Below are 26,588 nucleotides of genomic sequence, written 5' to 3' on the forward strand. Positions count from 1 at the left end.
GATCCGCTCAAGTTTGCCTCGTTCGGACCTTTTCGTCAAGCCATAGTTGAGTCGATGTGACTCAAGTTCGACATACAGCTCAACGGCCCGCTGCCGATATTTGTTCCCGAGCGGTCAAACCCCGTCCTATCAGGGACTTTGCCTAGCCCTGCGGCGGCGGGAAGCAGTCCTTCCACTCGCCGTTCTCGATCAACAGCGGGACGTGATTGTTCTGAGTCTGGGGTGGGTACTGGTCAAACACGGTCGTCATAGTCACATCAGCAGTGGCGGTATCGCCGGTGACCTTGATGTTGTCCACCTTCCAGTCCTGGACGACAGTGATCTCGGCGAGCATCTTGCGCTGACCGGCGTCAAAGGCGGCCTCATCCTGCCGGCCCCATGCCGCCGCCAAATCCTGTGCCGTTTGGCTCGACATCTTCGGGTGCATTTCCTGCAGCCGCGACGCCAGCTGCTTGACCGCCGCGGGATCGTTGGGCGGCTCCGGCTTCTTCAATGAGGACATCGGCTGAACTGCCTTCATCATCGCGGCCCGCGTCGCGTCCTTGTACTGCGCACAACTGACATCAACGAGAGCATCTATGTCGTAGTTCTCGTTGGCCTGTCGCTCACGTTCGAACAGGGCGCCGATGGCGGCCACGTCCGTCTCAGGTGTGCGTACGGGTTTGGCCGGGGCGGTCGAGGTCGCCGCACTCGAGGAGCTGCTGGCCGCCGATGTCGAGGAGCCATCCGCGGAGATCCGGCGCATGGGCTGATCGTTCTGACAGCCCACAAGCACGGCCGCCGCCAGCGCCAGGGCGGGCGCCATCGCAGATTTGATCCAAACCCTGGCCATCATCGTCGTCCCCCTCGCGGTCGGCTGGTAGCACCGAGGCTACCGGGCCAGGCAGGGGTAGCTCAGCGTCTTCTACGAACGTATGAACTCAGAACCGCGATGGCCACGATGAGGGCGATACCGCCCAGCAGCGGCCAGACACCGATGGCATCCACGACGCCGACCAGCCACGTCTGCACCGTGCCTGCGGCGTTGATCACCGGATCATCGGCGCTACCGTCGCCGAAGTTCAACCGGATCTCGTAATAGCCGTAGTACGTGACGTACAAACCGGTCAGCAGCACGATCACTCCGGCGATGCGCCCCACGTACGGCAGCACCTTGCGCATGCCCGCTTGCACCGAATTGCCCAGCAGCGCAACGGCGAGTGCCGCCACCCCGACGGTCACCGCCATGCCCGCACCGTAGGCGACGAAGGCCAGAATCCCCGAGAAGACCGAGCCCTGTTTGAAGGTGGTGCTGATGACGGCCAGGAACGGCCCGACCGTGCAGGACAACGAGGCCACCGCATACGTGAGCCCGTAGCCGTACATCGACAACAGCGACGAGGTCGGTGCGCCTCCGGGCAGCCGGGGCAGCACGACGGTGAGTTCGCGCCCCGATAGCAGCCAGATCGACAGCGCCACAAGGGCCGCACCGATCACCACGGTCGCAAAGGGCATGTACCGGCCCGCCGAGGAGACCACGGGCGAGATGACCAGTCCGAAGATCCCGAACACCGTGAGGAATCCGGCAGCCATTGCCACCGTCGCCGTCGCGGCCCTCGCGACGGCGGCCAGCCTCGACGTGGTGCCGCCACTTCCCGCGATCACCAGCCCGAGATAACCGGGGAGAAAGGCGAATCCACACGGGTTGAGCGCGGCCACAAGTCCGGCGCCCAGCGCGAAAGTGAGTGCTGCAGTGTCAATCACGTCGATGCCGCAATGTCAGTGCAGTTGCCCGATCTTCGTGTCGAGCTCCGGGCCGGAAAGCGGGCTCTTGATCACCTCTGCTTTGCCCGCAGATCCAAGGAAGGCGAAGGCCGGCTGATGAGTGACGTCATAGAGCGCCCAGACCTTGGCGTCGGTGTCGGCCAGCTGGGTGAAGGTCAGGCCGTATTTGGTCACGAAGTCACGCATCGCGGGTACCTGATCCTGCGCGGCGACTCCGACAAAGGTGACATCAGGATGCGCGGTGACTGCCTTCTGCAGATCGGGGGCTTCCTTCTGACACGTCGGGCACCACGGCGCCCAAAACCACAGCACCGCCTTCTTACCGGCAAGGCTGCTGCCTGCGAAGTCGGCTCCATCGATGGTCTGTGCGGTGAAATTCAGCAGTCGCGACGAGGGCTCGGACGAAGTGCCGCTCCGATCACTTCCGGAGCAGCCGGACAGCCCCACGCCCAGAGTCAGGGCCAATACCGCCATGATCGAAACCGCAACGCGTGATTTCACTTTCCCTCGTTTCGCCGCATACCCGTCACTCACGCACATTTGTGTCCACTCACCGTAACCAGCTGTGCAAGTCAGCTGCGGCCGGGTGTTCGGCCTTACGTACGCTGGCGGTCATGGACTTCCGGGTATTCGTTGAACCGCAGCAGGGCGCCACCTACTCAGATCAGCTGCGCGTGGCGCAGGCCGCGGAGGAACTGGGATTCTCCGCATTCTTCCGGTCCGATCACTATCTGGCGATGGGCGGAGCCGACGGGCTGCCCGGCCCCACCGACGCGTGGGTGACCCTCGGGGCGATCGCCCGCGAAACCACCGCCATCCGGCTGGGCACCCTGGTCACGTCGGCCACCTTCCGTCACCCGGGACCACTGGCCATAACCGTGGCACAGGTTGACGAAATGAGCAGCGGCAGAGTGGATTTTGGGATCGGCGCAGGCTGGTTCAGCGAGGAGCATGAGGCCTATGCGATTCCGTTCCCGCCGCTCGGTGAACGGTTCGACCGGCTCGAAGAACAGTTGGACATCCTTACCGGCCTGTGGACCACGCCCACCGGGGATACCTACTCCTATACGGGCACGCACTACACGGTGACCGACTCCCCCGCGCTACCCAAACCCGTCCAGGAGCCGCACCCGCCCATCGTCATCGGGGGCCTCGGTGTCAAGCGCACCCCGGCCCTGGCGGCGCGCTTCGCCGCCGAATTCAACCTGCCGTTCCAGCCGGTCGATGTCGTCACCGACCGATATGCGCGCGTGGCGCAAGCAGTGGAAGCTGCCGGGCGTCCTGCTGATTCGATGATCTACTCGGCGGCCTTCGCCGCATGCATTGGTGACACGGATGCCGATATCGCGCGTCGCGCGGCGAACGCCCGTCGCGAGGTGGACGAGATCACCGAAAACAGCCCGCTCGCAGGAACTCCCGACGCGGTGGCAGAAAAACTGAACGTCTATGTGCAGGCCGGTGTCCAGCGTGTGTACGTCCAGCTACTCGACATGCATGACCTGGATCATCTGGAGTTCTTCGCCTCCACCGTGATACCGCAATTCAGTTGACCTTCTTCGGTTAGGCTCCTGCCCTGATGAGCCAGACACCCAGTCCGCCCGAGGATGAGAGCTATTTCTCGGAGATGATCGAGGAGAGTGAGAAGCCGACGCCCTGGTATCGCACGGGGCCGGCAATCGTGGGCACCATCGCCGCGATCATCGCCATCGTGGCGGTGCTCATGACCATCGTGCTGTCCACGGATAAGCGCGTCGTCCGCGACAACACACCGTTGACGACGACGCCCTCGGTGCAGAGCACCACCCCCACGGGGGGACCCGTTTCGGAGCCGTCGACGACCGTCCCCACCACGGCCGAACCTTCCACGGAACCGGTGATGCCGGCTCAGACATCCGAACCCACGTACTACGAGACAACGACCTCGCCGACGTATCGGTATCGGATACCCGCAATCCCTTCGCCGCCACCTATTCCGCCGATCCCTCCGATACCCCCAATCCCGCAAATTCCACAGATCCCGCAAATCCCCGGGCTTTAAGAAAGTTGGGTTACGCTCCGCACCATGTCCTACCCGGAGCCGCCAGAAGACCCAACGATGTTCAACCAGCAGTACCACGACCAGGGACCCGACCAGCCCAATCCTTGGTACAAGCAGCCTGCGGTGCTCATCGCGCTGGCCGGCGCCGGAGTGGCCGTGGTGGCCGTAATCGCCGCCTTGATCATCACACGCAGCGACGACAAGCCGGCCCCCGCGGGCAGCACCTCAGCGGTGTCCTCGACCACCAGCTCAGCACCAGCAAGTTCCGGCGGCGGCCACGAGGGTCACGGCGGTCACGGTGGAGGCGGCAATACGACGGTCACCGAAACTGAGACGGTTTCGCAGTCGCCCACCAGTCAGGACACCACGACGACTGACCCCACGACCACCACAACGACTACGACGACAACAACCGACCAGACGACGACAACCACTCAGCCGACCACCACCACAACCCAGCCGACCACGAGTACCCGCCCAGCGGTCGTCGTGCCGATTCCCGGCGGCGGCAACATCCAGGTGCCTGTCGGAAGTCAGTGAGCCATGCGCATCCCGGGCGGCCCAGACAGACCATGATGCGTCTGGGCTGGGCTGCCGCCAGGGGTGTTCTCCTTCCACAGGTGGCCCGCCGCGCATAGCGCGATCACAAAGGACAACACACCGATCGGGATGGCCCAGATACGCCGGGTATCAAGCTTGGCCGCGCACTGATCGTGATAGTTCGTCGACTGGTTCTGCGCCGAGCTGATCTGATCCAGCTGCGCTGCCCGCGACAACCGGGGCCCGACGGGCATGCCGCATGTCACCGTCTGTGCCGCGTCGCCAGTGCCTACCTGAATCGAGACCGGGGTAAGCAAGACGGCCATCGCAATGATCGTCGCGATTCCGCATACGCCTGAAAGGACTCCACGTCCGTGCATACCTGGGACGCTACGCCGTCAAGGGCACGCGGTGGTGGTGATTCGGCATCTGGACCGGCACAAATCGGACGCCGATTCTCAGCAGGCAGTGCTCTTGGCAGTCCGGCAAATCGGTGTCGCCACGCCCCGCAGAACCTGATGGTCGTCGGCCTCTACCCACGAGGAACCAACGGCCCCGGTGACGGCGTTCGTCACGGCCAATTCCGCCACGGTTCCGGTGCCCGGCTGCTGCACCACGTACAGGTGATACTGGGGTTGCTTGCTGCCCTGCGCGGGCAACGTCACGGTGGCCGCATGGCCACTCGATAGATCGGTCACGCTGACCTGAGCACCAATGGCGTTGAAGCAGCGGTCCAATCGCGCACGCAACGATCGATACACCGTCGAGGCGTATTGATCGGTCACATACGTGTCTCCGGGCCAATGCGCGATCACTTCGACTGCCGTCCAACCGGATTCATCCGAGCTGACCGTCGCTGATGCCGACTCGGGCGACTGCGGCAGGCTCTCGCCCAGCGAGAAACACAGATTGGCCGACCAGAATGCGGGGCGATCCACAGAAACAGCGTTGCGCGACAAAGAAGCCCAATGCGACGCATGGTCCATGGGAACGTCTCGCGGATTCGCCCACACGCTATCCGGTAGCGACTTCGGTTCTGCCACAGCCGGAATCGCCGTACCCAGGCCAACGATTACGACCGCCGCCGAGACCGCCCGCAGCCATCCGCGCATCGTCACAGGAAATTCCTCGTTAGCAAGAACCCTTACACAGCGGCTGCGCCAGCGCACGCAGGACCGTCGCGTCGTCGACCGGCTTCCACGGCGACGGCTCGCGTCCCGTGCGGGGCACGGTGACCGCGAGCTCCGAGACGGTGCCCGACTCCGGCGGCACCACGTTGTAGATGTGCACTTCGCTGGTGGGGTTGTCGCGCTCCTTGCCGACCAACAACGTCGCCGCGAATCCGTACCACGAAGGAGCCGGGCGCAGGTCGACGCTGATCACGTCACCGACGCCCGGGCAGTAATTGAGCTGGGACCGAATACCGCTCTGGAAGGCCGCGGCCCCGTCGGTGTTTCCGTCGGGCCACTGCCCGGCGGCCTGCACGACGGACGCCGGGGTGCCCGAGGCGGCTTGGGTCGCGATGGCCGATGCCGGCGGCAGCACGTCCGCCGAAGGGCTGCCACAGAGGCGCATGCTCAGGAAGGATGCCCGTCCGGTGGCCGTGGGGTTGGCCGCTGACCAGTGGTAATCACCGCTCATCGGGATTTCGCCGGGGCTGATCCACACACTGGCGGGAACGGGCTTGGATGCGGGCCCCGCCGGGCTGGGGGTGGGCTCGGCCGCGGCCGTCGCCATGGTGAATCCTTGGCCGAAGCCGGCCACAAGGACCACGCTGGCGGCGAGCAGGCGCATCATCATCTGCTCAGTATGCAGGGCGCTGGTGCTCAGACAATTGGGTGAGTATTCCTTCCGCACTACGGACCGCCGCCAAACACAGCCGACTGGTGAACGGATCGTTGAGCGGGTACTCGGCTCGCGCCCGCCATCGCCCCACCGCGTCCAGGGCCGCACGCCGCGGGTCCGGACGCGAGTCGTCCAAACCCAGACGCGCGGCGGCATCGGTGCCTGATGCGCCCAACAGTCTGCGGATGAGCACCGTCTCGTGTTCGGTGAGTGTGGTGCTTCGCGAAGACAGCTCCGCCAGCAGCCGCAGCTCGTCGAAGGCGTGGGTATCGGCGAGCAGGGGGTCAATTTCGTCGATCACCCGGCGCCCGCCCTGGACCGGATATGTGGTCAGTACCTGCCGAGCCGACAGCAGGGCGGTGTGCGATTTGAGGATGCCGGCGCGCTGACCGAACTGATTGGCGATGATGTTGTACAGCTCCACGAGTCCGCTGCGCTCCAACAGCTCCTCGGCCAAGCCAGTGGCATCGGCAACACCAACCCTGATGACGGCCACCGAGATCCGGATACCGAACATCCCGAATCGGTGCAGTAGCGCAGCCCGAGTCTGTGCATCGACCGGCAGCGAATCATCTTCGCGCACAAAACGGTCCACCGAAAGCAGCGCCTTGGCCAGCACCTGCGGGTCCAATTCGGCGAGTTTTTGCAGCGCGACAAACTCGGACTGCCGCAGGGTGCGCGCTGTCAGCGCCAGCAGCCCGGCCACGGGAACAACGGCCTGGCAGATGCCCGTGCGCTCCATCTCCGCGGCGAACCGGGCAGCCACCTCCCGCGCGGACAACATCGCATCGAGCCTGCCGACACCGATCTCGTCGGCACGCGACACCACGCCCACCACTCCCACCGAACCCCCACGCTCCCCACCGACAAGCTTGCCGATCTGGGCGAGCAGTCCGATATCGGCGGCATTCAGGCTGCGCAGCAGAAATATCACCGCATCGACCCGTGGCACGCCGTCTTCCGGTACCAACAGCGCCAGGCTGCGTTCGGAGACATCGGTGGACAACGATGAGGTACCGGGGGTGTCGATGAGCGTGATCTCGTTCAATTCTGGAGCAGGCCAATTGACATCGAGGTCGGCTACCGACGCCGGGTCTAGCCGGTCAAGCTCGAAGGAAAGCCCTCCCTCGCGACGGATGGGGATGTCCTGGCGCACACCGCTGAAGAGATTGGCCGTGACCCGCGGTGCGGCGCCATGCCGGAACCACGCCACAATTCGCGTGGCCTCGGTGGCATCCGTGGGTGCAATATCTTCTCCGACAAGCGCATTGACCAAAGTGGATTTTCCTGCGTTAAGAGTGCCGGCGATGGCGACCCGGATGGGCTCGTCGAGCCTGGCGGCGATACGCCGCAATTCGTCATGCGGCTCTGCGACGCGCAGATACCGCGAATCGCTCTGGTAGGCGCGCAATGCGCTGCCAATGATGAGGCGGGCCTGATCGATGCCGCTCATGCGTCCCGTGCCACTTTTCGCGCAAGGGGCTCATCGGCGGGCTGCAACGCCTCGACATGGGTGTTGACCTGGCGAAGGATATGCAACTGACGCTCCACCTCGCGGGTGCGCGCATCGCGGTCCTCGGCTTCTAACCGTGCCGACGCGATGGCCGCCTGCAGCGACTCATTGAGAGATCGGGTGGTCTGGTTGGCGATCTCGCGAAAATGATCACGCAACTGCCGCTGCACCAGCCGCAGTCTGTCGCGCGATTCCTTGAGTACGACGAAGGACACGTCGTCAAGGAACCGGCGCACGTTGGTCTTGGCCTCGCCCCGGATGCGCAGCATCCGATTCTCCATGTCCTCGTTGTAGGTCTTCTTGCCGAGCATGGCGCCGGCACCCAGGGAGATGAGATTGAACATGCCGAGCCCAGCAACGGAGGTCAGCATGCCGAACATGATGACGCCACCGTAGGACCCGCGCAGACCGGTGATTGCTTTGTGCCCCAGCTTGATCGGCTTGGCCTCCAGTTTCGACAGCGAATTAAGGTCGCTCAGGTCGGCGCCCATCTCGCTGGCCCGCAGGCGCGGCATCTTGATAGATTCCATGCCGTCGGTCGCGAAGGTCTCGGCCACCTGGGCGGCCAGGTGCATGGCCCGCTGGTGCGCCCACACGAAGTTGTTTCCCACCGAGTTAGCCACGGCCTGTTCAAGTTTTGCCCCGATCTCCGCCCAGTTCTTGGTGGGGTCGGTGCGGTCTATGACCTCCTCGGTGCGCTGCAGGATGCGCCGGAATCGTGATTGCAGATCATGCTCGACATCGGTAGACACATCGGTGATGCCGTCACCCAAAACCTGCTGCCACAGCGCGGTATGAGCTAGTGCTTCCTCGGCTTCGCGCTTGCGCCGCTCCAGATCCGAGGTGAGTTCGTCACGACTCTGCGGATCCTGCAGAGCACTCAGCTCGGCATCCAGCGTGAGAGTGAGATGCTCAGACGCCGAGCCGATCTCGGCGGTCGCTTGCTGGCGCGAAGTGGCCTGCTGATCGGCGATGGCGTTACTCAAGAAGGTCACCAGCGCGGGGAAGTTCGATTCCGCGTTGAGCTCCTTGTCGTTGAGCTGCAACGCATGCGTACGCAACGCCGAAGAAACGGCTATGGCCGGGACGCTGATATTGGCGCGTTGCAGATGAGCAGAGTTGGCGCCCACTACAGCACGCCACTGCGGGTACAGGTCCACTTTGGTGTTGACGATCGCCGCGACGGGACACAAATCCAGTGCCTGCTGGATGAAAACCAGTTCAGGTTCTGTGAATTCGGAACTCAGGTCGCTCACCATGAGCATGACGTCGGCATCGGGAAGTAGACCGAGCGTGCTGGACAGATGCGGTTGACCGAACCCACCGACCCCGGGTGTATCCACCAGGCATAGACCGCTTTTGAGCATCGGGCTGGCCACTTTGACCTCTACCCGCAGTACCTCGCGCCCCTGGGCCTGCGGCGCGCGCTTGAGATCCTTGCCGATGTCTGCCACCGGAATGGGAATGATCTCGGGTTCCCCGGAGAGCCCGCCGCCGTCATACTGGTCGGCGGGGGCAACAACCAATGCGGCTGAGGGCTGGTCACCGTAACTGATAACGGTTGTCACCGAAGTGGTTTCATCATCGCCCACCCGTGCGACAGGCATGTTGAGTAATGAGTTCACCAGCTGACTCTTGCCCTGCTTGAGCTGGCCGGCCACCACCACGCGCAGGGGGCGGTCCACGAGAAGTTGGTCCACACGGTTCAAGCGGTCAATCAGATCGCCTCGATCGTTCTCGCCGGCGATCTTGCGCACATGCCCAAGCAGCTCGTTGATGAGCGCAAGCTGCTGCTGGCTGTCCTGTGCAGTGTCAGACAAGGTCCCGTAACCCTTCTCGCTCGAAGTTCCTCATACTGTGCCATTTCCCTAGGTCGGCACGGCCGGGGCAACACCCCATGCGGATGCCCCGCACCATTTCTGGGTGCGGGGCATCCATCCGAGAATCAGTGGTGCTCGGTACCCGGCAGGGCGGTGTGGTCGGTCGCCGCCACGTGGCTCTGAGCATGTCCCTGAGCTTCGAATCCGGTGCCGGCCGCAGCATGTGAACCCATTGAGGAGTTCAGCGACTCGTTCATCGAGGAGCTGTGCGAGGCATTGAGCGAGCTGCTCATCGAGTCATTGATGGCACTGGCATGGGAGCCGCTGCCGACCGCTGTGCTGCCGCCCACCGAACCCGAACCGCTCAGCGCATCGTTGATGGCACTGGTGTGGGTGCTGGTTCTCATGTTGGTGGTGCTGTTGGTGGGGGTTCGCATGTTGGTGGTGCGATTAGTGAGTCGTTGGGTGGCTCGGGTTCTGTTGGCGGCGGCACAGCGGTCAGCGGCGGCACCCACACCAGTGCCATCAACGATGCGCTGAGCGGTTCGGGTTCGGTGGGCGGCAGCACAGCGGTCGGCAGCGGCTCCCATGCCAGTGCCATCAATGACTCGATGAGCAGCTCGCTCAATGCCTCGCACAGCTCCTCGATGAACGAGTCGCTGAACTCCTCAATGGGTTCACATGCTGCGGCCGGCACCGGATTCGAAGCTCAGGGACATGCTCAGAGCCACCCAACGACTCACTAATCGCACCACCAACATGCGAACCCCCACCAACAGCACCACCAACATGAGAACCAGCACCCACGCCACCACCAACACCGGTGTTCACACCACCACCGACCGCCGTGCCGCCGCCAACAGAACCCGAGCCACCCAACGACTCACTAATCGCACCACCAACATGCGAACCCCCACCAACAGCACCACCAACATGAGAACCAGCACCCACGCCACCACCAACACCGGTGTTCACACCACCACCAATCCCGGTGTTCACACCACCACCGACCGCGGCGTTACCCGCGACTGCGGCGTTGCCTGCGACCGCGGCGCTACCGGCCAAACCAGCATTAGCGGCCAGACCAGCGTTACCCGCCAAACCAGCATTGCCCGCCAAACCAGCGTTACCCGCCAACCCAGCGTTCCCCGCCAACCCAGCGTTACCCGCCAAACCAGCGTTACCCGCCAAACCAGCGTTACCCGCCAAACCAGCATTGCCCGCCAAACCAGCATTGCCCGCCAAACCAGCGTTACCGCCCACGGCGGCCGAACCTGCGCCGCTCGTCGCGGTGCTGATGTTCGCCTGGTTGTGCGAGGCGATCTCAGTGTTCGTGGTGTTACCCGAGCCGATGTTGGTCGAGCGGTCGGTATTGAACGAGTCATTGATGTTGGTGGTGTTGCGCTGCGAATGATCGTCAACGACGTTCACGCTCTTGTCGATGTTGGCAGCGCCGTGCCCACTGACGTTCGTGTAATCGCCACCGACCCGAGTCTGGCTCTGGTCCACACCGACACTGCTGCCATGGTCTGCGTTGATGATGTTGCTATCGCGCACATCGCCGTTGACCGCAGTCGATCCCTTGCCCGAAGCGATGGGGCCAGAGTTGCTGCCCCCCACGGCCACGGCACCATCGCCGATCGCGGTGGTATCGCGGTTACCGAACTGCAGGTCACCAAAGCTCAAGTCCAGCAGTGGACCACGGTTGAAGCTGTCGACGTTCCCGCTAGGGCTCATCACCTGGTTGCCGCTTGCGATCGGGTTGTGGCTCGCGAAGTCGGTGTCGTTGTGGCTCATGAAATCGTTGTCCCGGGGGCTCAGCAACGACGGCGACAGGATGTTCGGACCGTCGGGCTGTGCGCCGTAGTAGTTCTGCAGGTTGCCCGACAGGTCGTGCATCGGGTTACCGGTGTTGACCCACTGCGACTGGTAGCCGTAGTTGGAGGCCACCGACTCGGCGACCACCGGCATCACCGCGCCGACCTGCGCGGCGGTCACCGCGGACAGCCCGGCACTGGCCAGGGAGGCCTGGGGATCGGCGACGTAGCTTGCGGCCTGCACGGGGTCGCGGAAGAGGTTCAGGATGAAGTCGATGATGGACACTGGGGTCTCCTTTGAGGATCGGAGTCAACCGGGTCTGTCCGGTCGAACTGAATACAAACCTACGAACCTGCGGATGCCCTGAAAACGGGAGAACTTCCCCTTCCCCGCCGATCCCCCACGGGGGTTTGCGCCCAGCCCCGTTAGGGGATTAGGGGGCCACTAGGGGGTGTCTCGAGCAGGCGTCCAGAGTGGGCTTTACTAGATTCGCCAGAGCGCCTAGACCAGGCAGCTTGATCGATATCGCCGCACGTCATGGCCAGGAGATCGACACCCGGCCGGTGTTGCGCCGGAGCCGCACCGCCGACCCATCCCAGAAGGAGGGACGAAGCGTATGAACGCCCAGAAAGCCGGCCAGACCCTGCGGTGGGTGATTCCCACGGGGGCCCGCCTGGTTTTTGGGGTCATCTTCCTGCTGGAAGGGACTCAGAAAATCTTTGGTTGGTGGGGCGGGTCACCCACGGGTTCCGGACATCCCGAGCCGTTTCTCAACTGGCCGTACTGGTGGGCTGGCGTGTTCGAGCTGACGCTCGGCACCCTATTGATGGTAGGACTCTGGACACGGGTCTGCGCGGTACTCGCGGCGGGGATGATGGCCTACGCGTACTTCTTCGAGCATCTGCCGGTGCACTGGGAACCCATGCAAAATGGCGGGGCCTTCGCAGCCACCTTCTGCTGGGGGTTACTGCTGCTGGCGCTCGCGGCCGATGACTCCCGGCTGTCCCTAGACAGGGTACGAGCGCAACGCGCTGGCGACTGAAGCCGGCGACCGCGACCTAGAAGTGGTCGATTCCGGTGTCGTGGTGACCGTGATCGGTCGCGACGTCGTGTCCCAGATTTCCCTGATCGAAGAACGGATCGTGCAAGCCAGAGTCGACAGGACCAACCGCGCCCACGTCGGCCCCGAAATGCTGAGGCTCGAACCCGGCACCGGGGGTCTGCAACGGAGTGTGGAACTGGTCAATCGCGGCGACCGCGCCGCCCGCCGACGGACTGAACTGATCGGGAACCGTGATCGCATCCTGACGAGTGGCCAGATCCGAGACGGCATTAGTCGCCGCGTGCAGCCCCGCATCCAGGCTGGGGTCATGTGTCGGCGCCGTAAAGGGCGAGTCGAACGCCGCGAAGGCTTGATTCGCCGCGCCACTTGTCCAGATGTTGTCGGCTGGAATTGCGCCCTGCACCGCATGCGCCAGATCTGTCCCCCCAGGATTCGCGGCAAGCTGTGATGCTTGCGCGCCCAGGGTGGGCATCGACTCGCTGACCACCGGAATCAACGCGGAAACATCCGAGGGCTGGACCCCCTCCAGATGAGCGTCGGCAATAACTTGTTGCGGATTGGCCGCGTACTGGGCAGCCATGTCCTGGTCACGGACCAGCGCCATGACGAAATCCAACAGGTTATTGCCCATATCTGCGATGGTAGGAGGCAGTCCCACCCCCTGCTACGGGGAGCCACCCGTGACCCACTAATACCCCATTGGGGGACGCGCATTAGGGGATGTCATGTCATTAGGGGGTGTGACGGCCGTCATCCCCTAGTGTTGGGCTGCGGGGTGAAACACCACAGCACCGCAGAACGAACGGATAGGTATGGCCAACGCATTGGGACTGTCGATCGGCGCCACTCAACTGGTTGCGATATCCGACGATCCGCACAGCCAACCCGTCGTACGCAGCTCGATCCTCACACTGCATGACGATGCGCCACCCGAGGTTGGGGTCCCCACCCAGCCCGGCCTGACACTCACCGGCTTTGTCGGCAGGGTCGGTGACCCGGTCGGCATCGTCGCGGCGGACGGCTCGATTCACCGCGCCGAATGGGCCCTGACCGAGGCCATGCGGGTGCTGATCGCCGATGCCGCCTCCACCGCGAACTTCACCGCACCACCCGTGCTGTCGGCGACTGTCCCTGCCCATTGGAGTCCACAGACCGTCGCCACCCTGCGCGAGGCGATCGACCGCGTGCCCGCCCTGGCTCCGGGCGGTCGGCAGCTCAAACTGATCCCGGACGCACGAGCAGCCCTGGAGTCACTAGCCGCGGGTCCGGGCACACCCGATCGCGGCGTGGTGGTGGTCTGCGATCTCGGCGGCTCGGGTAGCAGCATCACACTTGCCGATGCGGCGCGCGGCTTCCAGCAGATCGGACAGACCATCCGATTCGCCGACTTCTCCGGCCAGCAGATCGACCAGATGCTGTTGACCCAGGTACTGACTGATCTGAATCAGGACCCTGAGGGCACCACTTCGGTGGGTGCACTGACGCGGCTGCGTGATCAGTGCCGGTTGGCCAAGGAGCGACTGTCCGGTGACACCACGACCTCAGTGCCGGTGCAACTGCCGGGGATCACCACGGATGTCCGGCTCACCCGCGCCGAACTCGAAGACCACCTGCGGGCACCCTTGTCCAGCCTGATCGATGCCATTCAGGACACCGTGGAACGCAACGGAATTCATCCCGCGCATATCACTGCGGTCGCCTCGGTGGGCGGCGGAGCCAATATTCCCCTTGTCACTCAACAACTTTCCGAGCGGATGCGAGTACCGGTCATCACTGGACCGGAGCCGCAGCTGGCTTCCGCACGCGGAGTAGCACTACTGGCGACCCGCCCCGACCTGCCCCCACAGGACGCTACCGCGATGCGACCGGTCGAGCAGCCCCCCGCCGACGCGACCATGATGCGCCCGGCCCCGACCGGTACCGGAACATTCGCCGCGCCGGTTGCCGCGGCCGCCAGCGAAGAGCCGGAATTGGCTTGGTCTCAAGATGATTCAGCACCAGACCTGGCTCCCCTGCAGGAGACTGGGTATCAGAGCGGATACACCGTCGACCTCGACGACGAGTACCAGGGACCCACGGAAGCCACCACGGCCCGCCCTGAACTTCAGTTCCGGCACGACCCCTATACGCCCACCGACGAATACGACGACTATCCGCCGCTTCCGTGGTATCGCCGCCCCCTGGTGTGGTTCATCGCGGCGGCCGCCGTCGCCGGAATCGCGTTCACCGGAATGATGGTCTCGCTGACCGGCAGCGAATCCCCTGCTCCCGCCACCACTACGCCGAGCGTCGGCGTGGTGCCGAGCACGGGCGACGCCCCCGCCGAACCACCCCCGTCGCAGGAGCCCCCGCCACCACCGCAGACCCACACCGTCACGCAGTCGGTGCAACCACCGCCGCCGTCGCCGGAGCCACCGCCGCCACCACCCACGACGACCACCACGACCACAACACCCCCGACAACAACAACGACCACCACCACGACCACAACAACGACTACGACTACGACTACGACGCCGCCTACGACAACGACGACCACGCAACCGACTACAACGACGACGCAACCCACATCCACCTCACGCCCGGCTATCACCATCCCTGGGCTGCCCCCGATCCCGATCGGTCCGCGCAACTGAGCACCCCGCGCGACAACGAGTTTCCCGGGGCATTCGATGGAATCGCCTCGGCGATAACGGCTATCACCCAGCCGCTGTCCGCTGGCAGCGCCGTGAAGGTGCTGATCAGCGGCGCAGCCGGTAGCGGAAAGACATTCGTGCTGACCCGCGTCCGCGAGGCGTTGGGCAGGGCCGGGTCGCCTGCGGTCAATCACGTCCCAGAAACCGTGGGTGCCGGCAATACCGGCCCATTCGTCATCGACGATGCCGACTCGCTGACCGACCGGCAATTGGAGACACTGCGCACTGTCGTCGAGAACGATCCGGCGGCTGTCGTCATAGTGGCCGCAGCACCGCGGCGCAATCCCGTGCTGCGCGCTCTCTTTCAAGCCCTGGAACGCGAATCGCCCTTGATCGCTTTGAGTTCCGTCAGTGCTAGTGATGTCAGCCGCCTGTTGCCGAGTGCGGCGCCCTTCGCCGAGGACATTGTCGCCGCGACCGGCGGCACGACCGCTTTGACGGCGGCCGCGATTGACCGTGTAGGCGATCCCGACCCTCTTGAGTCGGCGCTGCGCGCGATCGATTCGCGTATCGACGAACAACTACGCCACCTGTCGCCCGCCGCCCAGTCCGCCGTGCTGCTGATGTCGTTGGACGCCGGTATCGGTGCCTCGGATATTGCTGTGGCACTCGAACTCTCAGATCCCGAAGCGATCGTCGACGAGGCGCTGGCCAGCGGGCTTGTCCCCGGACCCGGCCAAATCCCGTTCGCGGCCAGGGTGCATGGATGCGCCGCGCGCCTGCTCGGCGCGGTCCGGCACCACGACCTTGAACGCACACTGCTGCGTACACAACTCGACGTTGGTTCGGTGTCCACCAACTTGGCCTTGGTACTGGTCGCGCACGGACTGCACGACCAGGAGATAGCGAACCTGCTGTCGCAGTGGGCAGCAACCGAATCCGATCCGTTCAATGCCGCCCGCCTGTATCGGGCCGCATTGACCGCGGGCGCCGAGCCTGGACCCATCCGGGCTCCACTGGCTGAGTCCCTGGCTCGCGCGGGCGATCTGGCCGCCGCGGCGGCACAGGCCGATGAGGCGCTCAGCAGTACCGACCCCGGGCAACGGGCCGCGGCCGTGCGCATCGCGGCGGCCATCGCATGCCACAACGGGGATTCCGGCCAAGCGGCCATGTTGTACAGCTGGCTGGGTGCCGATATGGATGGCCTGACCGCACTCTCGGCGGCACCAGTTTTCGTTGGCACGGGACAGCTGGAAATCGGGCGAAAGTGTCTGGACGACAGTGGTGGTGCTCCGCCCACCACCTCGGCCACCGCGTTGCGCAATGCCGCCCTGGGGGTCATCGCATCCGTGCAGGGACACGGACAAGAGGCACTGTCCTTGTTGGGGCAGGCGGTCACCCAACAACCGTTCACCGCCACGTTCGCCCCGGACAGCACCGTCGGGATTGCCGCATTGACCATGCTGCACGGCGGCGACACGGCGCGGGCCCGCGGCATTCTGACCGACGCGATTCGCACCGAACGGCCCCAGGACGTGTTCGGCGTACGGCACCGGCTCCTCGCCGCCTGGATCGCGATGCTGTCCGGAGACCTGACCACGGCCACCCAATGGCTGCCCGAACCGGAGGTTGAGCTTTCCCGCCGAGACCGCTTGTTCACGGAGTCGCTGCGCACGGGCATCGCCCGGCGCCATGGCGATAGCGGCGCGCTGCGACTGCATTGGCAGGCATCGATGGACGCCTTGTCGGCATATTCGATCGATCTCTACGCATTGCTCCCGGTCGGCGAGCTCTGGGTGGCGGCGGCCCGGTTGCGCGCCTTGGACGTCATGGCACATCACGTCGATCGCGCCTTCGCGATCCTGGCACAGCTCGGCGATCCGATCGCCTGGTCCGCACCGCTGCGGTGGGCGGGTGTGCACGCCGCGATACTCACCAATTCCCCGGAGAATCTCGCCCCCCACGGGCAGGCACTCGCCGCGGCGGCGGCATCCAGTCACTACGCGCGCACCTTGGCTACAGCCGGGCGGACCTGGCTGCGGGTGCTCGCCAACCAAGTGGATGGCCCGGAGGTGGATGGCGCCGCGCGGATGCTGGCAGATGCCGGCCTGGGTTGGGATGCCACCCGGCTGGCCAGTCAAGCCGCGCTGCACGCGAACGACCCCAAGGTGGCCGCCGCGATGCTCGCACTGGCCCGGGATCTGCGGGCACCGTCGGCCGCCACCGACAATGAGTCCGCGGCGCCCGCCACCGCGCATTCTCCGGCGTCGACGCGCCTCTCCGATCGCGAACGTGAAGTTGCCGAACTACTGCTGCGGGGACTTCCTTATCGCGATATCGGTGCGCAGCTGTTCATTTCGGCCAAGACCGTCGAGCATCACGTCGCGCGCATTCGCCGTCGGCTGGGCGCCGAATCACGGTCCGACATGTTCTCGATGTTGCGGGCAATCTTGGCCCCATAAGTGCGAGAAAGCTCACCTGCCGGGCGGGTTAGGTAAGCCTGACTAGGACTTTCGACCCTGGCAATGCGACGATGACCTCGCATCTGACACAAGTTACCCGCGAGTAACATTACACTTGTTACTGACGAGTAACTTCTCGGGACCGGGAGGTCAGCACCACCGTGAGTACCGCGACGATCATTCTCGGAATCATCGGCGTCACGTTCAGCCTGGTTGCCTGGGGCTCATTCTTAGGCGGCGTCGTCAAGATGATCCGGGTCGTGCTGTCTGGCCAACCCGACCGCACCCGCTGGCGCCCGATTGTGCCGCGCGTCAAGACCGTCATTGTCGAGGTGGTCGCGCACACCCGGATGAACAAGTTCCGGACGGTGGGCTGGGCCCACTGGCTGGTGATGGTCGGCTTCCTGGGCGGCTTCCCGCTGTACTTCGAGTCCTACGGGCAGACCTTCAATCCCGAGTTCCACTGGCCGATCATCGGCGACACATTCCTCTGGCACCTGTGGGACGAGATCCTGGGTATCGGCACGGTCATCGGCATCGTGACCCTGATCATCATTCGGCAGCTCAACCACCCACGAAAGCCGGAACGGCTGTCACGCTTCGGTGGCTCCAACTTCTTCGCCGCCTACACCATCGAATCGATCGTGCTGGTCGAGGGCCTGGGCATGGTGCTGGTCAAGTCCGGCAAGATCTCGACCTTCGGCGGCGGACACCCGTCATCGGACTTCTTCACGATGAACGTCGCTCAGCTGCTGCCCGAGAGCGCGTTGATGGTGTCCATCTTCGCGTTCATCAAGATGGTGTCCGGCGGCCTGTTCCTGCTCCTGGTCGGCCGCAAGCTGGTCTGGGGTGTGGCCTGGCACCGCTTCGCGGCCTTCTTCAACATCTACTTCAAGCGCAACGCCGACGGCAGCGTCGCACTGGGCGCGGCCAAGCCGATGATGTCCGGCGGCAAGGTGCTGGAGATGGAAAGCGCCGACCCGGATGTCGACGCGTTTGGCGCCGGCAAGGTCGAGGACTTCAGCTGGAAGGACCTGCTGGACATCACGACCTGTACCGAGTGCGGTCGCTGCCAGAGCCAGTGCCCTGCCTGGAACACCGGTAAGCCACTGTCCCCCAAGCTGCTCATCACCTCGCTGCGCGACCACACCTACGCCAAGGCGCCATACCTCCTTGCCGGTGAGGACAAGTCGAAGCTGAGCGAGACACAGATCGCCGAGGGCGAGCGTCAGCTGGTCGGCGGCGAGGGTGCCGTGATCGATCACGAGGTGCTGTGGAGCTGCACCACCTGCGGCGCCTGCGTCGAGCAATGCCCCGTCGATATCGAACATGTCGATCACATCATCGATATGCGCCGTTACCAGGTGCTCATTGAGTCCGAGTTCCCCGGCGAGCTCGCGGGCCTGTTCAAGAACCTCGAGAACAAGGGCAACCCGTGGGGCCAGAACTCCAAGGACCGCCTCAACTGGATCGAGGAGGTCGACTTCGACGTACCGGTGTTCGGCCAGGACGTCGACAGCTTCGCCGACTTCGAGTACCTGTTCTGGGTGGGTTGCGCGGGTGCCTACGAGGACCGTGCGAAGAAGACCACCAAGGCCGTCGCCGAGCTGCTCGCGCTGGCCGGTACCAAGTTCTTGGTGCTGGGCGCCGACGAGACCTGCACCGGTGACTCCGCGCGCCGCGCTGGCAATGAGTTCCTGTTCCAGCAGCTGGCCATGCAGAACATCGAGCTGCTCAATTCGGTGTTCGAGGGTGTGGAGCAGAAGCAGCGCAAGATCGTGGTGACCTGCGCACACTGCTTCAACGCGCTCGGCAACGAGTACCCGCAGGTCGGTGGCGACTACCAGGTGGTGCACCACACGCAGCTGCTGAACCGGCTGGTGCGCGATAAGAAGCTGGTCCCCGTTGCTCCGGTGTCGCAAGACGTCACCTATCACGACCCGTGCTACTTGGGCCGCCACAACAAGGTGTACACCGCGCCGCGTGAGCTGATCGGCGCTTCCGGTGCCGCACTCACCGAAATGCCCAGGCATGGCGAGCGTTCCATGTGCTGTGGTGCCGGCGGTGCCCGCATGTGGATGGAAGAGCAGCTGGGCAAGCGCATCAACATCGATCGCGTCGACGAGGCCCTGGCTACGCCGGCCTCCAAGATCGCGACGGGCTGCCCGTTCTGCCGCGTGATGCTCACCGACGGGGTGACCGCCCGCGACGATTCCGCCTCGGTGGAGGTCGTCGACGTCGCACAGCTGCTGCTCGAATCCGTGGGCCGCACCGAAGACATCCGGAAGGCGTTGCCCGCCAAGGGCACTGCCGCAGCAGCGGCAGCCGAGAAGGCTGCCACCCAGGCCGCAGAGCCCGAACCTGTTGTCGCCGAAGAAGAAGCGCCGGCCGCGCAGGCCGCAACCGCGGCGCCCGCAGCCGACGCCAAGCCCATCACGGGTCTGGGTATGGCGGGCGGTGCCAAGCGCCCCGGAGCCAAGAAAGCCGCGGCTCCCGCCGCCGAAGCCGCTACCGAAACACCGGCTGCACCCGCAGCTCCCGCTGCGGCGGCACCACCGGTCAAGGGTCTGGGCATGGCAACCGGCGCCAAACGTCCGGGCGCCAAAAAGGCGACCCCGGCCCCTGCTGCCGAGACGGCTCCGGTGGCCTCCGAGCCGGAGGCAACAGCACAGGCGGCACCCGCCACCCCTGTGCCGCCCGTCAAGGGTCTGGGTATGGCGACCGGGGCCAAGCGTCCCGGCGCGAAGAAGGCGGCCCCCGCAGCTGCCCCAGCAGCGTCTGCGCCCGCACCCACGCCCGAGCCTGAAGCTGAGGCAGAGGCACCTTCCGCGCCCGCAACACCGGCAGCTCCCGCAGCTCCAGAGCCTCCTGTCAAGGGTCTCGGCATTGCCGCCGGTGCACGGCGTCCCGGCGCCAAGAAAGCGGCCCCTGCCGCGGCTACTCCCGCAGCAGAACCTGAGCAGACCGCGGCCAAGCCGGAACCTGTCGCACCGGCCGAAGCCGAGCCTGCGGAAGAGGCTGTGGAAGAGACCGCCGAGGCACCGGCAGCACCCGAGCCTCCGGTAAAGGGCCTGGGTATCGCTCCGGGCGCACGCCGTCCAGGCCGCCGAAATTAGATATTGGCTGGACAGCAATGCCACCATTGAGACCGTGAGTACCGATAACTTGCCGACTGACGTGCCCCCGCGCGTGCCCGGTCTTTCGCCGCGGCAGCATCAACGGGTCTTTGCGCAGTCCACCAAGCTGCAAGACGTCCTGTACGAGATCAGGGGTCCGGTACACGCACAGGCCGCCCGGCTTGAGGCCGAGGGGCACCGCATCCTCAAGCTCAACATCGGCAACCCGGCACCCTTCGGTTTCGAGGCACCCGATGTCATCATGCGCGACATCATCCAGGCGCTCCCCTACGCGCAGGGCTACTCCGACTCCAAGGGCATCCTGCCGGCGCGGCGCGCGGTGGTCACCCGCTACGAGCTGGTCGACGGGTTCCCCTACCTGGACGTGGATGACGTCTACCTGGGTAACGGGGTGTCCGAGCTCATCACCATGACCACGCAGGCGCTGCTGGATAACGGCGACCAGGTGCTCATCCCGGCGCCCGACTATCCGCTGTGGACAGCCGCGACCTCGCTGGCCGGCGGCACCGCCGTGCATTACCTGTGCGACGAGACCAACGGCTGGATGCCGGATATCGAGGATCTGGAATCCAAGATCACCGAGCGCACCAAGGCCCTGGTCATCATCAACCCGAACAACCCGACCGGTGCGGTATACAGCCGCGAAATCCTCACGAAGATGGTCGAATTGGCGCGCAAGCATCAGCTGCTGCTGCTGGCCGACGAGATCTACGACAAGATCCTCTATGACGATGCCGAGCACATCAGCGTCGCGTCACTGGCCCCGGATCTGTTGTGTTTCACCTTCAATGGCCTGTCCAAGGCATACCGAGTAGCCGGCTACCGTTCGGCGTGGCTTGCCATCACCGGCCCCAAGGATCACGCGGCCAGCCTGCTTGAAGGCGTAAACCTGTTGGCCAATATGCGACTGTGCCCGAATGTTCCGGCCCAGCATGCGATTCAGGTGGCGCTCGGCGGCCACCAGAGCATCGACGACCTGGTGCTTCCTGGTGGGCGACTGCTGGAGCAGCGCGACGTGGCGTGGACCAAGCTCAACGAGATTCCCGGTGTCTCCTGCGTCAAGCCGCGGGGCGCGCTCTACGCGTTCCCACGCCTGGACCCGGAGGTGCACCAGATCCACGATGACGATCAGCTTGTGCTGGATCTGCTGCTCAATGAGAAGATCCTGCTCACGCAGGGCACCGGCTTCAATTGGCCTGAGCCCGACCATCTTCGGATCGTCACGCTGCCGTGGGCGCGTGATCTGGCCGTCGCCATCGAGCGGCTGGGCAACTTCCTGGCGAGCTACCGCCAGTAACCCTCGTCATCCTGCGCGAGCATGCTCAAATGTGCGGAATTTCGCCGAATTCCGGCACATTTGGGCATGTTCGCGGTACCAGGGGTCAGGCGTGAGCCAGCTCTTCCACGCGCTTGCCCAGGCAGAACACCCGCCATCCGGCGTTGACCCATTTGGCGGCGTCCAGGCAATTACGGCCGTCCACAATGACTTTGGTGCGCACAACCTTGGCCAGCTCGTCCGGGTCGAAGTCCACGAACTCCTGCCATTCGGTGAGCAGCAGCACCGCATCGGCACGGTCCGCTGCTTCCAATACCGAGGTGGCGTAGTTCAGCGTCGGGAACAACCGGCGTGAGTTCTCCAGCGCCTTGGGGTCATATACGTTGACGGCCGCACCGTTGAGCTGCAGCAAGCCGGCCACGTTCAGCGCTGGCGAGTCCCGGACATCGTCGGACTCGGGCTTGAACGCCGCGCCCAGCACCGCGACGTTGGCGCCCAGCAGCGATCCGCCGCACGCCTTGGTGGCAAGCTCCACCATCCGGGTGCGCCGCCGCATGTTGATGCTGTCCACCTCGCGCAGGAAGGTCAGGGCGTGGCTGGCTCCCAGCTCACCCGCACGCGCCATGAACGCCCGAATGTCCTTGGGCAGACAGCCTCCGCCGAAACCGAGTCCCGCGTTGAGGAACCGCCTGCCGATGCGCGGGTCGTAGCCCAGGGCGTCGGCCAGGGTGGTCACGTCGGCGCCCACCGCCTCGCATACCTCGGAGATGGCGTTGATGAACGAGATCTTGGTCGCCAGGAAGGCGTTGGCCGACACCTTCACCAACTCAGCGGTTTCCAGGTCGGTCACCAGGAAGGGCACCTCCTCGTCGAGGATCGGCCCGTACAACTCGCGCACCAGCTTCTCGGCACGGTCCGAATCCCGCTGCACACCCAGCACAATGCGGTCCGGGTGCAGAGTGTCCTTGACGGCATATCCTTCGCGCAGGAACTCGGGGTTCCAGGCCACCTCGACGTCGACGCCGTCGGCCGCGAATCCTGCTGCCCGCTGGCCCAGTTCACGTGCGGTGCCCACCGGCACCGTCGACTTGCCGATGATCACTGCCGAGCGCGACAGCAGCGGGACCAGGGTGTCGATCACCGAGTGGACGTAGCGCAGGTCCGCGCCGTACTCGCCCTTCTTCTGCGGCGTGCCCACGCCCAGGAAGTGCACGTCTGCGAATTCCGCGGCCTCGGCGTAGCTCGTGGTGAAGCGCAACCGCCCGGCTGCGATGTTGCTCTGCAAGATCTTTCGCAGGCCCGGCTCGTAGAACGGGATGTCACCGCCGGAAAGCTTGGCGACCTTCCCCGGGTCGATATCGACGCCCAGCACCTCGTGACCCAGCTCGGCCATGCAGGCGGCATGGGTGGCTCCGAGGTAACCGGTTCCGAATACAGTGCATCTCATACTGCCTATATAGGCCGCCAGGGTTAGCAACCTGGATACACCGCACCATCGGTGTCCTAACGCCGGGTGTACGGCGAAAACCCTTGTGAATCAGGGATTAACGCCCGCCAAACGGCCAGGGGAAACCCGAGTTCGAGCCCCCGCCGGATCCACCGCCGTGTGAGCCGCTGTTACCGCCCCAACCACCACGGGAACCGCCGCCGTCACCCCAACCGCCACCGGAGCCACCACGCGATCCACCATGAGACCCGCCATCAGAGCCACCGCGCGAGCTGCCGCCATCACCCCAACCACCGCGGGAGCTGCCGCCGTCACCCCAGCCGCCCCGCGAATCTCCGTCGTCGCCCCAGCCGCCGCGACCCGAACCACCGCGCGATCCACCATGGGACCCGCGATCAGAGTCGCCGCCCCCGATCGGAGGCAGACCGGGGATGGAGATGATCGGCGGCTGCGTCTGGGCGGGCTGCGTGTACGCCGGACGGTCCCGGTCCGGCCACCACGGATTCTCCTGGCGCCGCGGCTGCTCCCATACCGGCGGGAACAACGGGATCGGTACCGGCACGACGGCGGGCGGCGGCGCTGCCGGCGCGGGCTGCTCTTCGGGCACGGGAGCGGGCGCAGCAGGGGCCGGCGGGGGTGCCTCCGGTACGGGCGCGGGCGCCTGTGGGGCGGCCTGCACCGGTGCGGGGGCTATCTGCTTGGGCGCCGGGGCGGGGTTGTGCTGCGGTGCCACCACTTGTTGCACCGGGGCGGGCGATGCCGCGGGGGCCGGTGCCTCCGCGGGCGCTGCGGGCGGCGCGGCTTGTTGGGGTGCCTCGGCGGGCAGTGGATTCTGCACCGGGTTCTGCACCACGGCGCGGTCCGGCGAGGATGGCCCCTGATCCACCGTGGAGCGCACGGTCACCGTGAGTGAGACAGCCAGGGCTATCGAGCAGATGCCGAAAACCAGCAGCAGCGGCGCACCGACCAGCAGGAACGGCTTGCGTTCGGCCGGCTGGTCATCGAAGTCACCGAATTCGCGTAGCTCGGTCTTGGCTTCCTCGGCGCCTTCGGTGACGGCGTCGGGATGCACAAAGCCCGCGCCGGTGGGTCCCTCCAGCGAGTAGGCCTGTCCCAGCAGCGCGGTGCTGGCCTCGAAATTGGGCTCCTGCGCCGAGGCCAGCGCGGCGCCGCGGGCCAATGCCAGCTCCGGCTGATCCGGGGCGTTGACCGGCAACGAGATGACATCGCCCAGCGACTCGGCGAGGTCGGAGACGTCGGAGCCCAGTCCCAGCAAGAACACTCCGTCCGGGGCGTTCTCCTTGCCTTTGAGCGGGTTGACCAGATTGGCCAGCACGCCCGGGGTTACGCCGGTGATGAGCGGTTCGCTGGCCAGGCCGACGATCGACCCGTCGGCGGAATCGACCACGGCGAGCGTCGCGTTCTCCGGCTCAATGACCAGTAGCGCTGATTTTTCGTACCCGGTGACGCTGCTGGCAGCCTTGGCGAGGGCGCCGCCCGCGTGCAGCGCCGAGAAGAATTCGACGCCGTCGATTCCCCGGCTGGCCAGGGAATCGCGCAGTTCAGCGGCTTCGGCGTGATCGCTCCACACCACCCCGGTGGAAATCAGGTTGTGCCCGCTGTCGATCATTCCGTCGCGGGTGCCGACGATCGCGGACAGCACTTGCTCCGAGGTTGTCCCCTCACCCTCGGAGACAAGAATGGTGTCAGTGTCGACGATCCTGCCGTCGGCACCTGCGCCCTCGACCAGTACCAGGCGGGCAGTCGTCGGTGTCATCGAGACACCAAGTACGACGTCCACGTCAGATCCTCCGCTACATATCGACACGGTCACACGAACAAACGCGCCAAGGCCGTCAATAAGTTCGAGTCATTGCCGATTATGTATCGGGCTGGCGCGCTTCCGCGTTACCCCAGCTAGGGGTTGATGAAGTTCTGGTAGGAGCGCGACGGGGTCGGACCGCGCTGCCCCTGGTACTTCGACCCTACCCCGGCGCTTCCATAGGGGTGCTCAGCCGGCGATGTCAGCCGCAGCAGGCACAGCTGCCCGATCTTCATGCCCGGCCACAGGGTGATGGGCAGGTTGGCGACGTTGGAAAGCTCCAGGGTGATGTGCCCGGAGAAACCGGGGTCGATGAAACCCGCGGTGGAGTGGGTCAACAGGCCCAGGCGTCCCAGCGAGGACTTTCCTTCGAGCCGTCCGGCCAGATCGTCGGGAAGTGAGCAGACCTCGAGCGTGGATCCCAGCACGAATTCGCCGGGATGCAGCACGAACGGTTCGCCCTCGCCCGGCTCAACCAGACTGGTCAGCTCGTCCTGGCGTTGTTTGGGGTCGATATGCGTGTAACGGGTGTTGTTGAACACCCGGAACAGGCTGTCGAGCCGCACGTCGATGCTGGACGGCTGGATGAGGGCGGCGTCGAAGGGCTCGATGCCGAGGCGCCCGGCGTCGAGCTCGGCGCGGATATCGCGATCGGACAGCAGCACGCGACGAGCCTACCGATGAGCCCCGTACGCCAAGAGGCTCGGGCACACGTGGCTAGGCCTTGATGGCGATGACGGCTCCGGGCTGCAACCATCCGATGAGCCGCACCAGCGCGGTGTCGTCGAGCGTCACGCATCCGGCGGAGGGGCCGCCGTCGGTCGCGTGCACGAAGAAGGCCGAGCCACCGCCGGGTTTGCGCGATTTGTTGACGCCCATGACGATCGCGCGCTGGTATCCGTCGAGTTCCTCGCTGAGGGAGGTGTCGAAGGAACAGGCCGATTCGGCGCAGCGCTGGTGGGTGTTGTAGTTCGGGCTGGCGGGATCTCCGTCCCACCAGTCGTTGGCGTCGACCTGCAGGTAGTCCAGGCCATGTGCCACCGAAGGCTCGGTGCCAAATGCGTAATCGAGGCTGAAAACGCCGGTCGGGGTCGCCGGACTGTCGTCACTGGCGACGCTCGCGAACCCGGCAGATCCGACGTCGGACGGGATGTTGCGCTCGACAGCTTCCCAGGAGTCGCCCGTCCGCTGCCAGGTTCCGATGGTCGCCTTGGTTCCGCCGATTCCCTGAACGGACACGACCTGCGGTGCCGAACCCACCGAATCCGCGAACCACGGCGCGGGCGCGGACGGCGACATCGCCGCCGGACGTACCGCAGCGGCGGTCTGTACCGATGTCGCCCCACAGGCGCTGACGACGAGGATGAGGCTCAGCGGCAGCAGGCGTATCGGGTGCACCCATCCATG

The 26,588-nt window shown here is 65.1% G+C and carries 21 protein-coding genes and 1 pseudogene; 8 read left to right on the forward strand and 14 right to left on the reverse strand.

The window, feature by feature from the left end; all coding sequences use genetic code 11:
• Window positions 1-142: 142 nt before the first annotated feature.
• From ABG82_RS24350 to ABG82_RS24360, 3 genes are all read right to left on the reverse strand, one after another.
• Window positions 143-832 (reverse strand): hypothetical protein, encoded by a 690-nt coding sequence (locus tag ABG82_RS24350; RefSeq protein WP_043076883.1) that lies wholly within the window; start codon window positions 830-832, stop codon window positions 143-145.
• Window positions 833-894: 62 nt separating this feature from the next.
• Window positions 895-1,743, reverse strand: coding sequence for a cytochrome c biogenesis CcdA family protein (locus ABG82_RS24355; RefSeq protein ID WP_043076841.1), 849 nt, complete (start codon window positions 1,741-1,743; stop codon window positions 895-897).
• Between the two features lie 15 nt (window positions 1,744-1,758).
• The gene (locus ABG82_RS24360) at window positions 1,759-2,238 is read right to left on the reverse strand and encodes a TlpA family protein disulfide reductase (RefSeq protein ID WP_043076842.1); all 480 of its coding nucleotides are present in this window, start codon (window positions 2,236-2,238) and stop codon (window positions 1,759-1,761) included.
• Window positions 2,239-2,378: 140 nt separating this feature from the next.
• Here ABG82_RS24360 and ABG82_RS24365 point away from each other — a divergent pair, with 140 nt between their 5' ends.
• Genes ABG82_RS24365 through ABG82_RS24375 form a run of 3 tightly spaced genes read left to right on the forward strand, consistent with a single transcriptional unit; the run spans window position 2,379 to window position 4,342 of the window.
• The gene (locus tag ABG82_RS24365; RefSeq protein ID WP_043076843.1) at window positions 2,379-3,314 is read left to right on the forward strand and encodes an LLM class F420-dependent oxidoreductase; all 936 of its coding nucleotides are present in this window, start codon (window positions 2,379-2,381) and stop codon (window positions 3,312-3,314) included.
• A gap of 26 nt (window positions 3,315-3,340) precedes the next feature.
• Window positions 3,341-3,802, forward strand: a complete 462-nt coding sequence (locus ABG82_RS24370) for a hypothetical protein (protein ID WP_052510941.1) — start codon at window positions 3,341-3,343, stop codon at window positions 3,800-3,802.
• Window positions 3,803-3,859: 57 nt separating this feature from the next.
• Window positions 3,860-4,342 (forward strand): hypothetical protein, encoded by a 483-nt coding sequence (locus tag ABG82_RS24375; RefSeq protein ID WP_043076845.1) that lies wholly within the window; start codon window positions 3,860-3,862, stop codon window positions 4,340-4,342.
• Here the strand turns inward: ABG82_RS24375 and ABG82_RS24380 are convergent.
• From ABG82_RS24380 to ABG82_RS24405, 6 genes and pseudogenes are all read right to left on the reverse strand, one after another.
• Complete coding sequence (locus tag ABG82_RS24380; RefSeq protein ID WP_043076846.1) at window positions 4,336-4,722, reverse strand: hypothetical protein; 387 nt, start codon at window positions 4,720-4,722, stop codon at window positions 4,336-4,338. The two genes, ABG82_RS24375 and ABG82_RS24380, sit on opposite strands and share 7 nt — an antisense overlap.
• Before the next feature lie 78 nt (window positions 4,723-4,800).
• On the reverse strand, window positions 4,801-5,454 hold the full coding sequence (locus tag ABG82_RS24385; RefSeq protein ID WP_043076847.1) for a hypothetical protein: 654 nt from the start codon (window positions 5,452-5,454) through the stop codon (window positions 4,801-4,803).
• A 19-nt stretch (window positions 5,455-5,473) separates the two neighbouring features.
• Complete coding sequence (locus ABG82_RS24390; RefSeq protein ID WP_043076848.1) at window positions 5,474-6,142, reverse strand: hypothetical protein; 669 nt, start codon at window positions 6,140-6,142, stop codon at window positions 5,474-5,476.
• A gap of 4 nt (window positions 6,143-6,146) precedes the next feature.
• The gene (locus ABG82_RS24395; protein ID WP_043076849.1) at window positions 6,147-7,640 is read right to left on the reverse strand and encodes a dynamin family protein; all 1,494 of its coding nucleotides are present in this window, start codon (window positions 7,638-7,640) and stop codon (window positions 6,147-6,149) included.
• A complete protein-coding gene (locus tag ABG82_RS24400) occupies window positions 7,637-9,520 on the reverse strand; it encodes a dynamin family protein (RefSeq protein WP_043076850.1) in 1,884 nt (627 codons plus the stop codon). The genes ABG82_RS24395 and ABG82_RS24400 overlap by 4 nt, the downstream gene beginning before the upstream one ends.
• Window positions 9,521-9,645: 125 nt before the next feature.
• Window positions 9,646-11,623 (reverse strand): annotated as a pseudogene (locus ABG82_RS24405) (IniB N-terminal domain-containing protein).
• 367 nt (window positions 11,624-11,990) lie between these two features.
• Here ABG82_RS24405 and ABG82_RS24410 point away from each other — a divergent pair.
• The gene (locus ABG82_RS24410) at window positions 11,991-12,380 is read left to right on the forward strand and encodes a DoxX family protein (RefSeq protein WP_052511159.1); all 390 of its coding nucleotides are present in this window, start codon (window positions 11,991-11,993) and stop codon (window positions 12,378-12,380) included.
• A 16-nt stretch (window positions 12,381-12,396) separates the two neighbouring features.
• On the opposite strand, the gene ABG82_RS24415 is transcribed toward ABG82_RS24410, so the two are convergent.
• A complete protein-coding gene (locus tag ABG82_RS24415; RefSeq protein ID WP_043080575.1) occupies window positions 12,397-13,032 on the reverse strand; it encodes an Rv0340 family IniB-related protein in 636 nt (211 codons plus the stop codon).
• Window positions 13,033-13,213: 181 nt separating this feature from the next.
• Between ABG82_RS24415 and ABG82_RS24420 the strand changes: the two genes are divergently transcribed.
• The 4 genes from ABG82_RS24420 (at window position 13,214) to ABG82_RS24435 (ending at window position 21,933) form a co-directional block, all read left to right on the forward strand.
• Window positions 13,214-15,037 carry an Hsp70 family protein gene (locus tag ABG82_RS24420; RefSeq protein WP_062826708.1) on the forward strand — a complete coding sequence of 608 codons (1,824 nt, stop codon included), beginning with the start codon at window positions 13,214-13,216 and terminating at the stop codon, window positions 15,035-15,037.
• Between the two features lie 74 nt (window positions 15,038-15,111).
• A complete protein-coding gene (gene iniR / locus ABG82_RS24425) occupies window positions 15,112-17,499 on the forward strand; it encodes an isoniazid response ATPase/transcriptional regulator IniR (RefSeq protein WP_264029960.1) in 2,388 nt (795 codons plus the stop codon).
• 161 nt (window positions 17,500-17,660) lie between these two features.
• A complete protein-coding gene (locus tag ABG82_RS24430; RefSeq protein ID WP_062826709.1) occupies window positions 17,661-20,615 on the forward strand; it encodes a (Fe-S)-binding protein in 2,955 nt (984 codons plus the stop codon).
• 7 nt (window positions 20,616-20,622) lie between these two features.
• Window positions 20,623-21,933, forward strand: a complete 1,311-nt coding sequence (locus ABG82_RS24435; protein ID WP_043080410.1) for a pyridoxal phosphate-dependent aminotransferase — start codon at window positions 20,623-20,625, stop codon at window positions 21,931-21,933.
• 85 nt (window positions 21,934-22,018) lie between these two features.
• Here ABG82_RS24435 and ABG82_RS24440 read toward each other — a convergent pair whose 3' ends face one another.
• From ABG82_RS24440 to ABG82_RS24455, 4 genes are all read right to left on the reverse strand, one after another.
• Window positions 22,019-23,359, reverse strand: coding sequence for a UDP-glucose dehydrogenase family protein (locus tag ABG82_RS24440; RefSeq protein WP_043080409.1), 1,341 nt, complete (start codon window positions 23,357-23,359; stop codon window positions 22,019-22,021).
• A 97-nt stretch (window positions 23,360-23,456) separates the two neighbouring features.
• Window positions 23,457-25,160 carry a DUF7159 family protein gene (locus ABG82_RS24445; RefSeq protein ID WP_043080408.1) on the reverse strand — a complete coding sequence of 568 codons (1,704 nt, stop codon included), beginning with the start codon at window positions 25,158-25,160 and terminating at the stop codon, window positions 23,457-23,459.
• Window positions 25,161-25,276: 116 nt separating this feature from the next.
• The gene (dcd, locus tag ABG82_RS24450) at window positions 25,277-25,846 is read right to left on the reverse strand and encodes a dCTP deaminase (protein WP_043080407.1); all 570 of its coding nucleotides are present in this window, start codon (window positions 25,844-25,846) and stop codon (window positions 25,277-25,279) included.
• Window positions 25,847-25,898: 52 nt separating this feature from the next.
• On the reverse strand, window positions 25,899-26,579 hold the full coding sequence (locus ABG82_RS24455; protein ID WP_078343692.1) for a L,D-transpeptidase family protein: 681 nt from the start codon (window positions 26,577-26,579) through the stop codon (window positions 25,899-25,901).
• Between the last annotated feature and the right edge of the window lie 9 nt (window positions 26,580-26,588).

This window comes from Mycobacteroides immunogenum (genome assembly GCF_001605725.1).
Classification (GTDB): Bacteria; Actinomycetota; Actinomycetes; order Mycobacteriales; family Mycobacteriaceae; genus Mycobacterium; species Mycobacterium immunogenum.

Bases quoted from the DNA above. Each gene is read 5' to 3' on its own strand.
- ABG82_RS24370 (WP_052510941.1), top strand. From the start codon at position 3,341: ATGAGCCAGACACCCAGTCCGCCCGAGGATGAGAGCTATTTCTCGGAG.
- ABG82_RS24440 (WP_043080409.1), bottom strand. From the start codon at position 23,359: ATGAGATGCACTGTATTCGGAACCGGTTACCTCGGAGCCACCCATGCC.
- ABG82_RS24420 (WP_062826708.1), top strand. From the start codon at position 13,214: ATGGCCAACGCATTGGGACTGTCGATCGGCGCCACTCAACTGGTTGCG.
- ABG82_RS24360 (WP_043076842.1), bottom strand. From the start codon at position 2,238: ATGGCGGTATTGGCCCTGACTCTGGGCGTGGGGCTGTCCGGCTGCTCC.
- ABG82_RS24375 (WP_043076845.1), top strand. From the start codon at position 3,860: ATGTTCAACCAGCAGTACCACGACCAGGGACCCGACCAGCCCAATCCT.
- ABG82_RS24350 (WP_043076883.1), bottom strand. From the start codon at position 832: ATGGCCAGGGTTTGGATCAAATCTGCGATGGCGCCCGCCCTGGCGCTG.
- ABG82_RS24385 (WP_043076847.1), bottom strand. From the start codon at position 5,454: ATGCGCGGATGGCTGCGGGCGGTCTCGGCGGCGGTCGTAATCGTTGGC.
- ABG82_RS24365 (WP_043076843.1), top strand. From the start codon at position 2,379: ATGGACTTCCGGGTATTCGTTGAACCGCAGCAGGGCGCCACCTACTCA.
- ABG82_RS24415 (WP_043080575.1), bottom strand. From the start codon at position 13,032: ATGGGCAATAACCTGTTGGATTTCGTCATGGCGCTGGTCCGTGACCAG.
- ABG82_RS24380 (WP_043076846.1), bottom strand. From the start codon at position 4,722: ATGCACGGACGTGGAGTCCTTTCAGGCGTATGCGGAATCGCGACGATC.
- ABG82_RS24395 (WP_043076849.1), bottom strand. From the start codon at position 7,640: ATGAGCGGCATCGATCAGGCCCGCCTCATCATTGGCAGCGCATTGCGC.
- ABG82_RS24390 (WP_043076848.1), bottom strand. From the start codon at position 6,142: ATGATGATGCGCCTGCTCGCCGCCAGCGTGGTCCTTGTGGCCGGCTTC.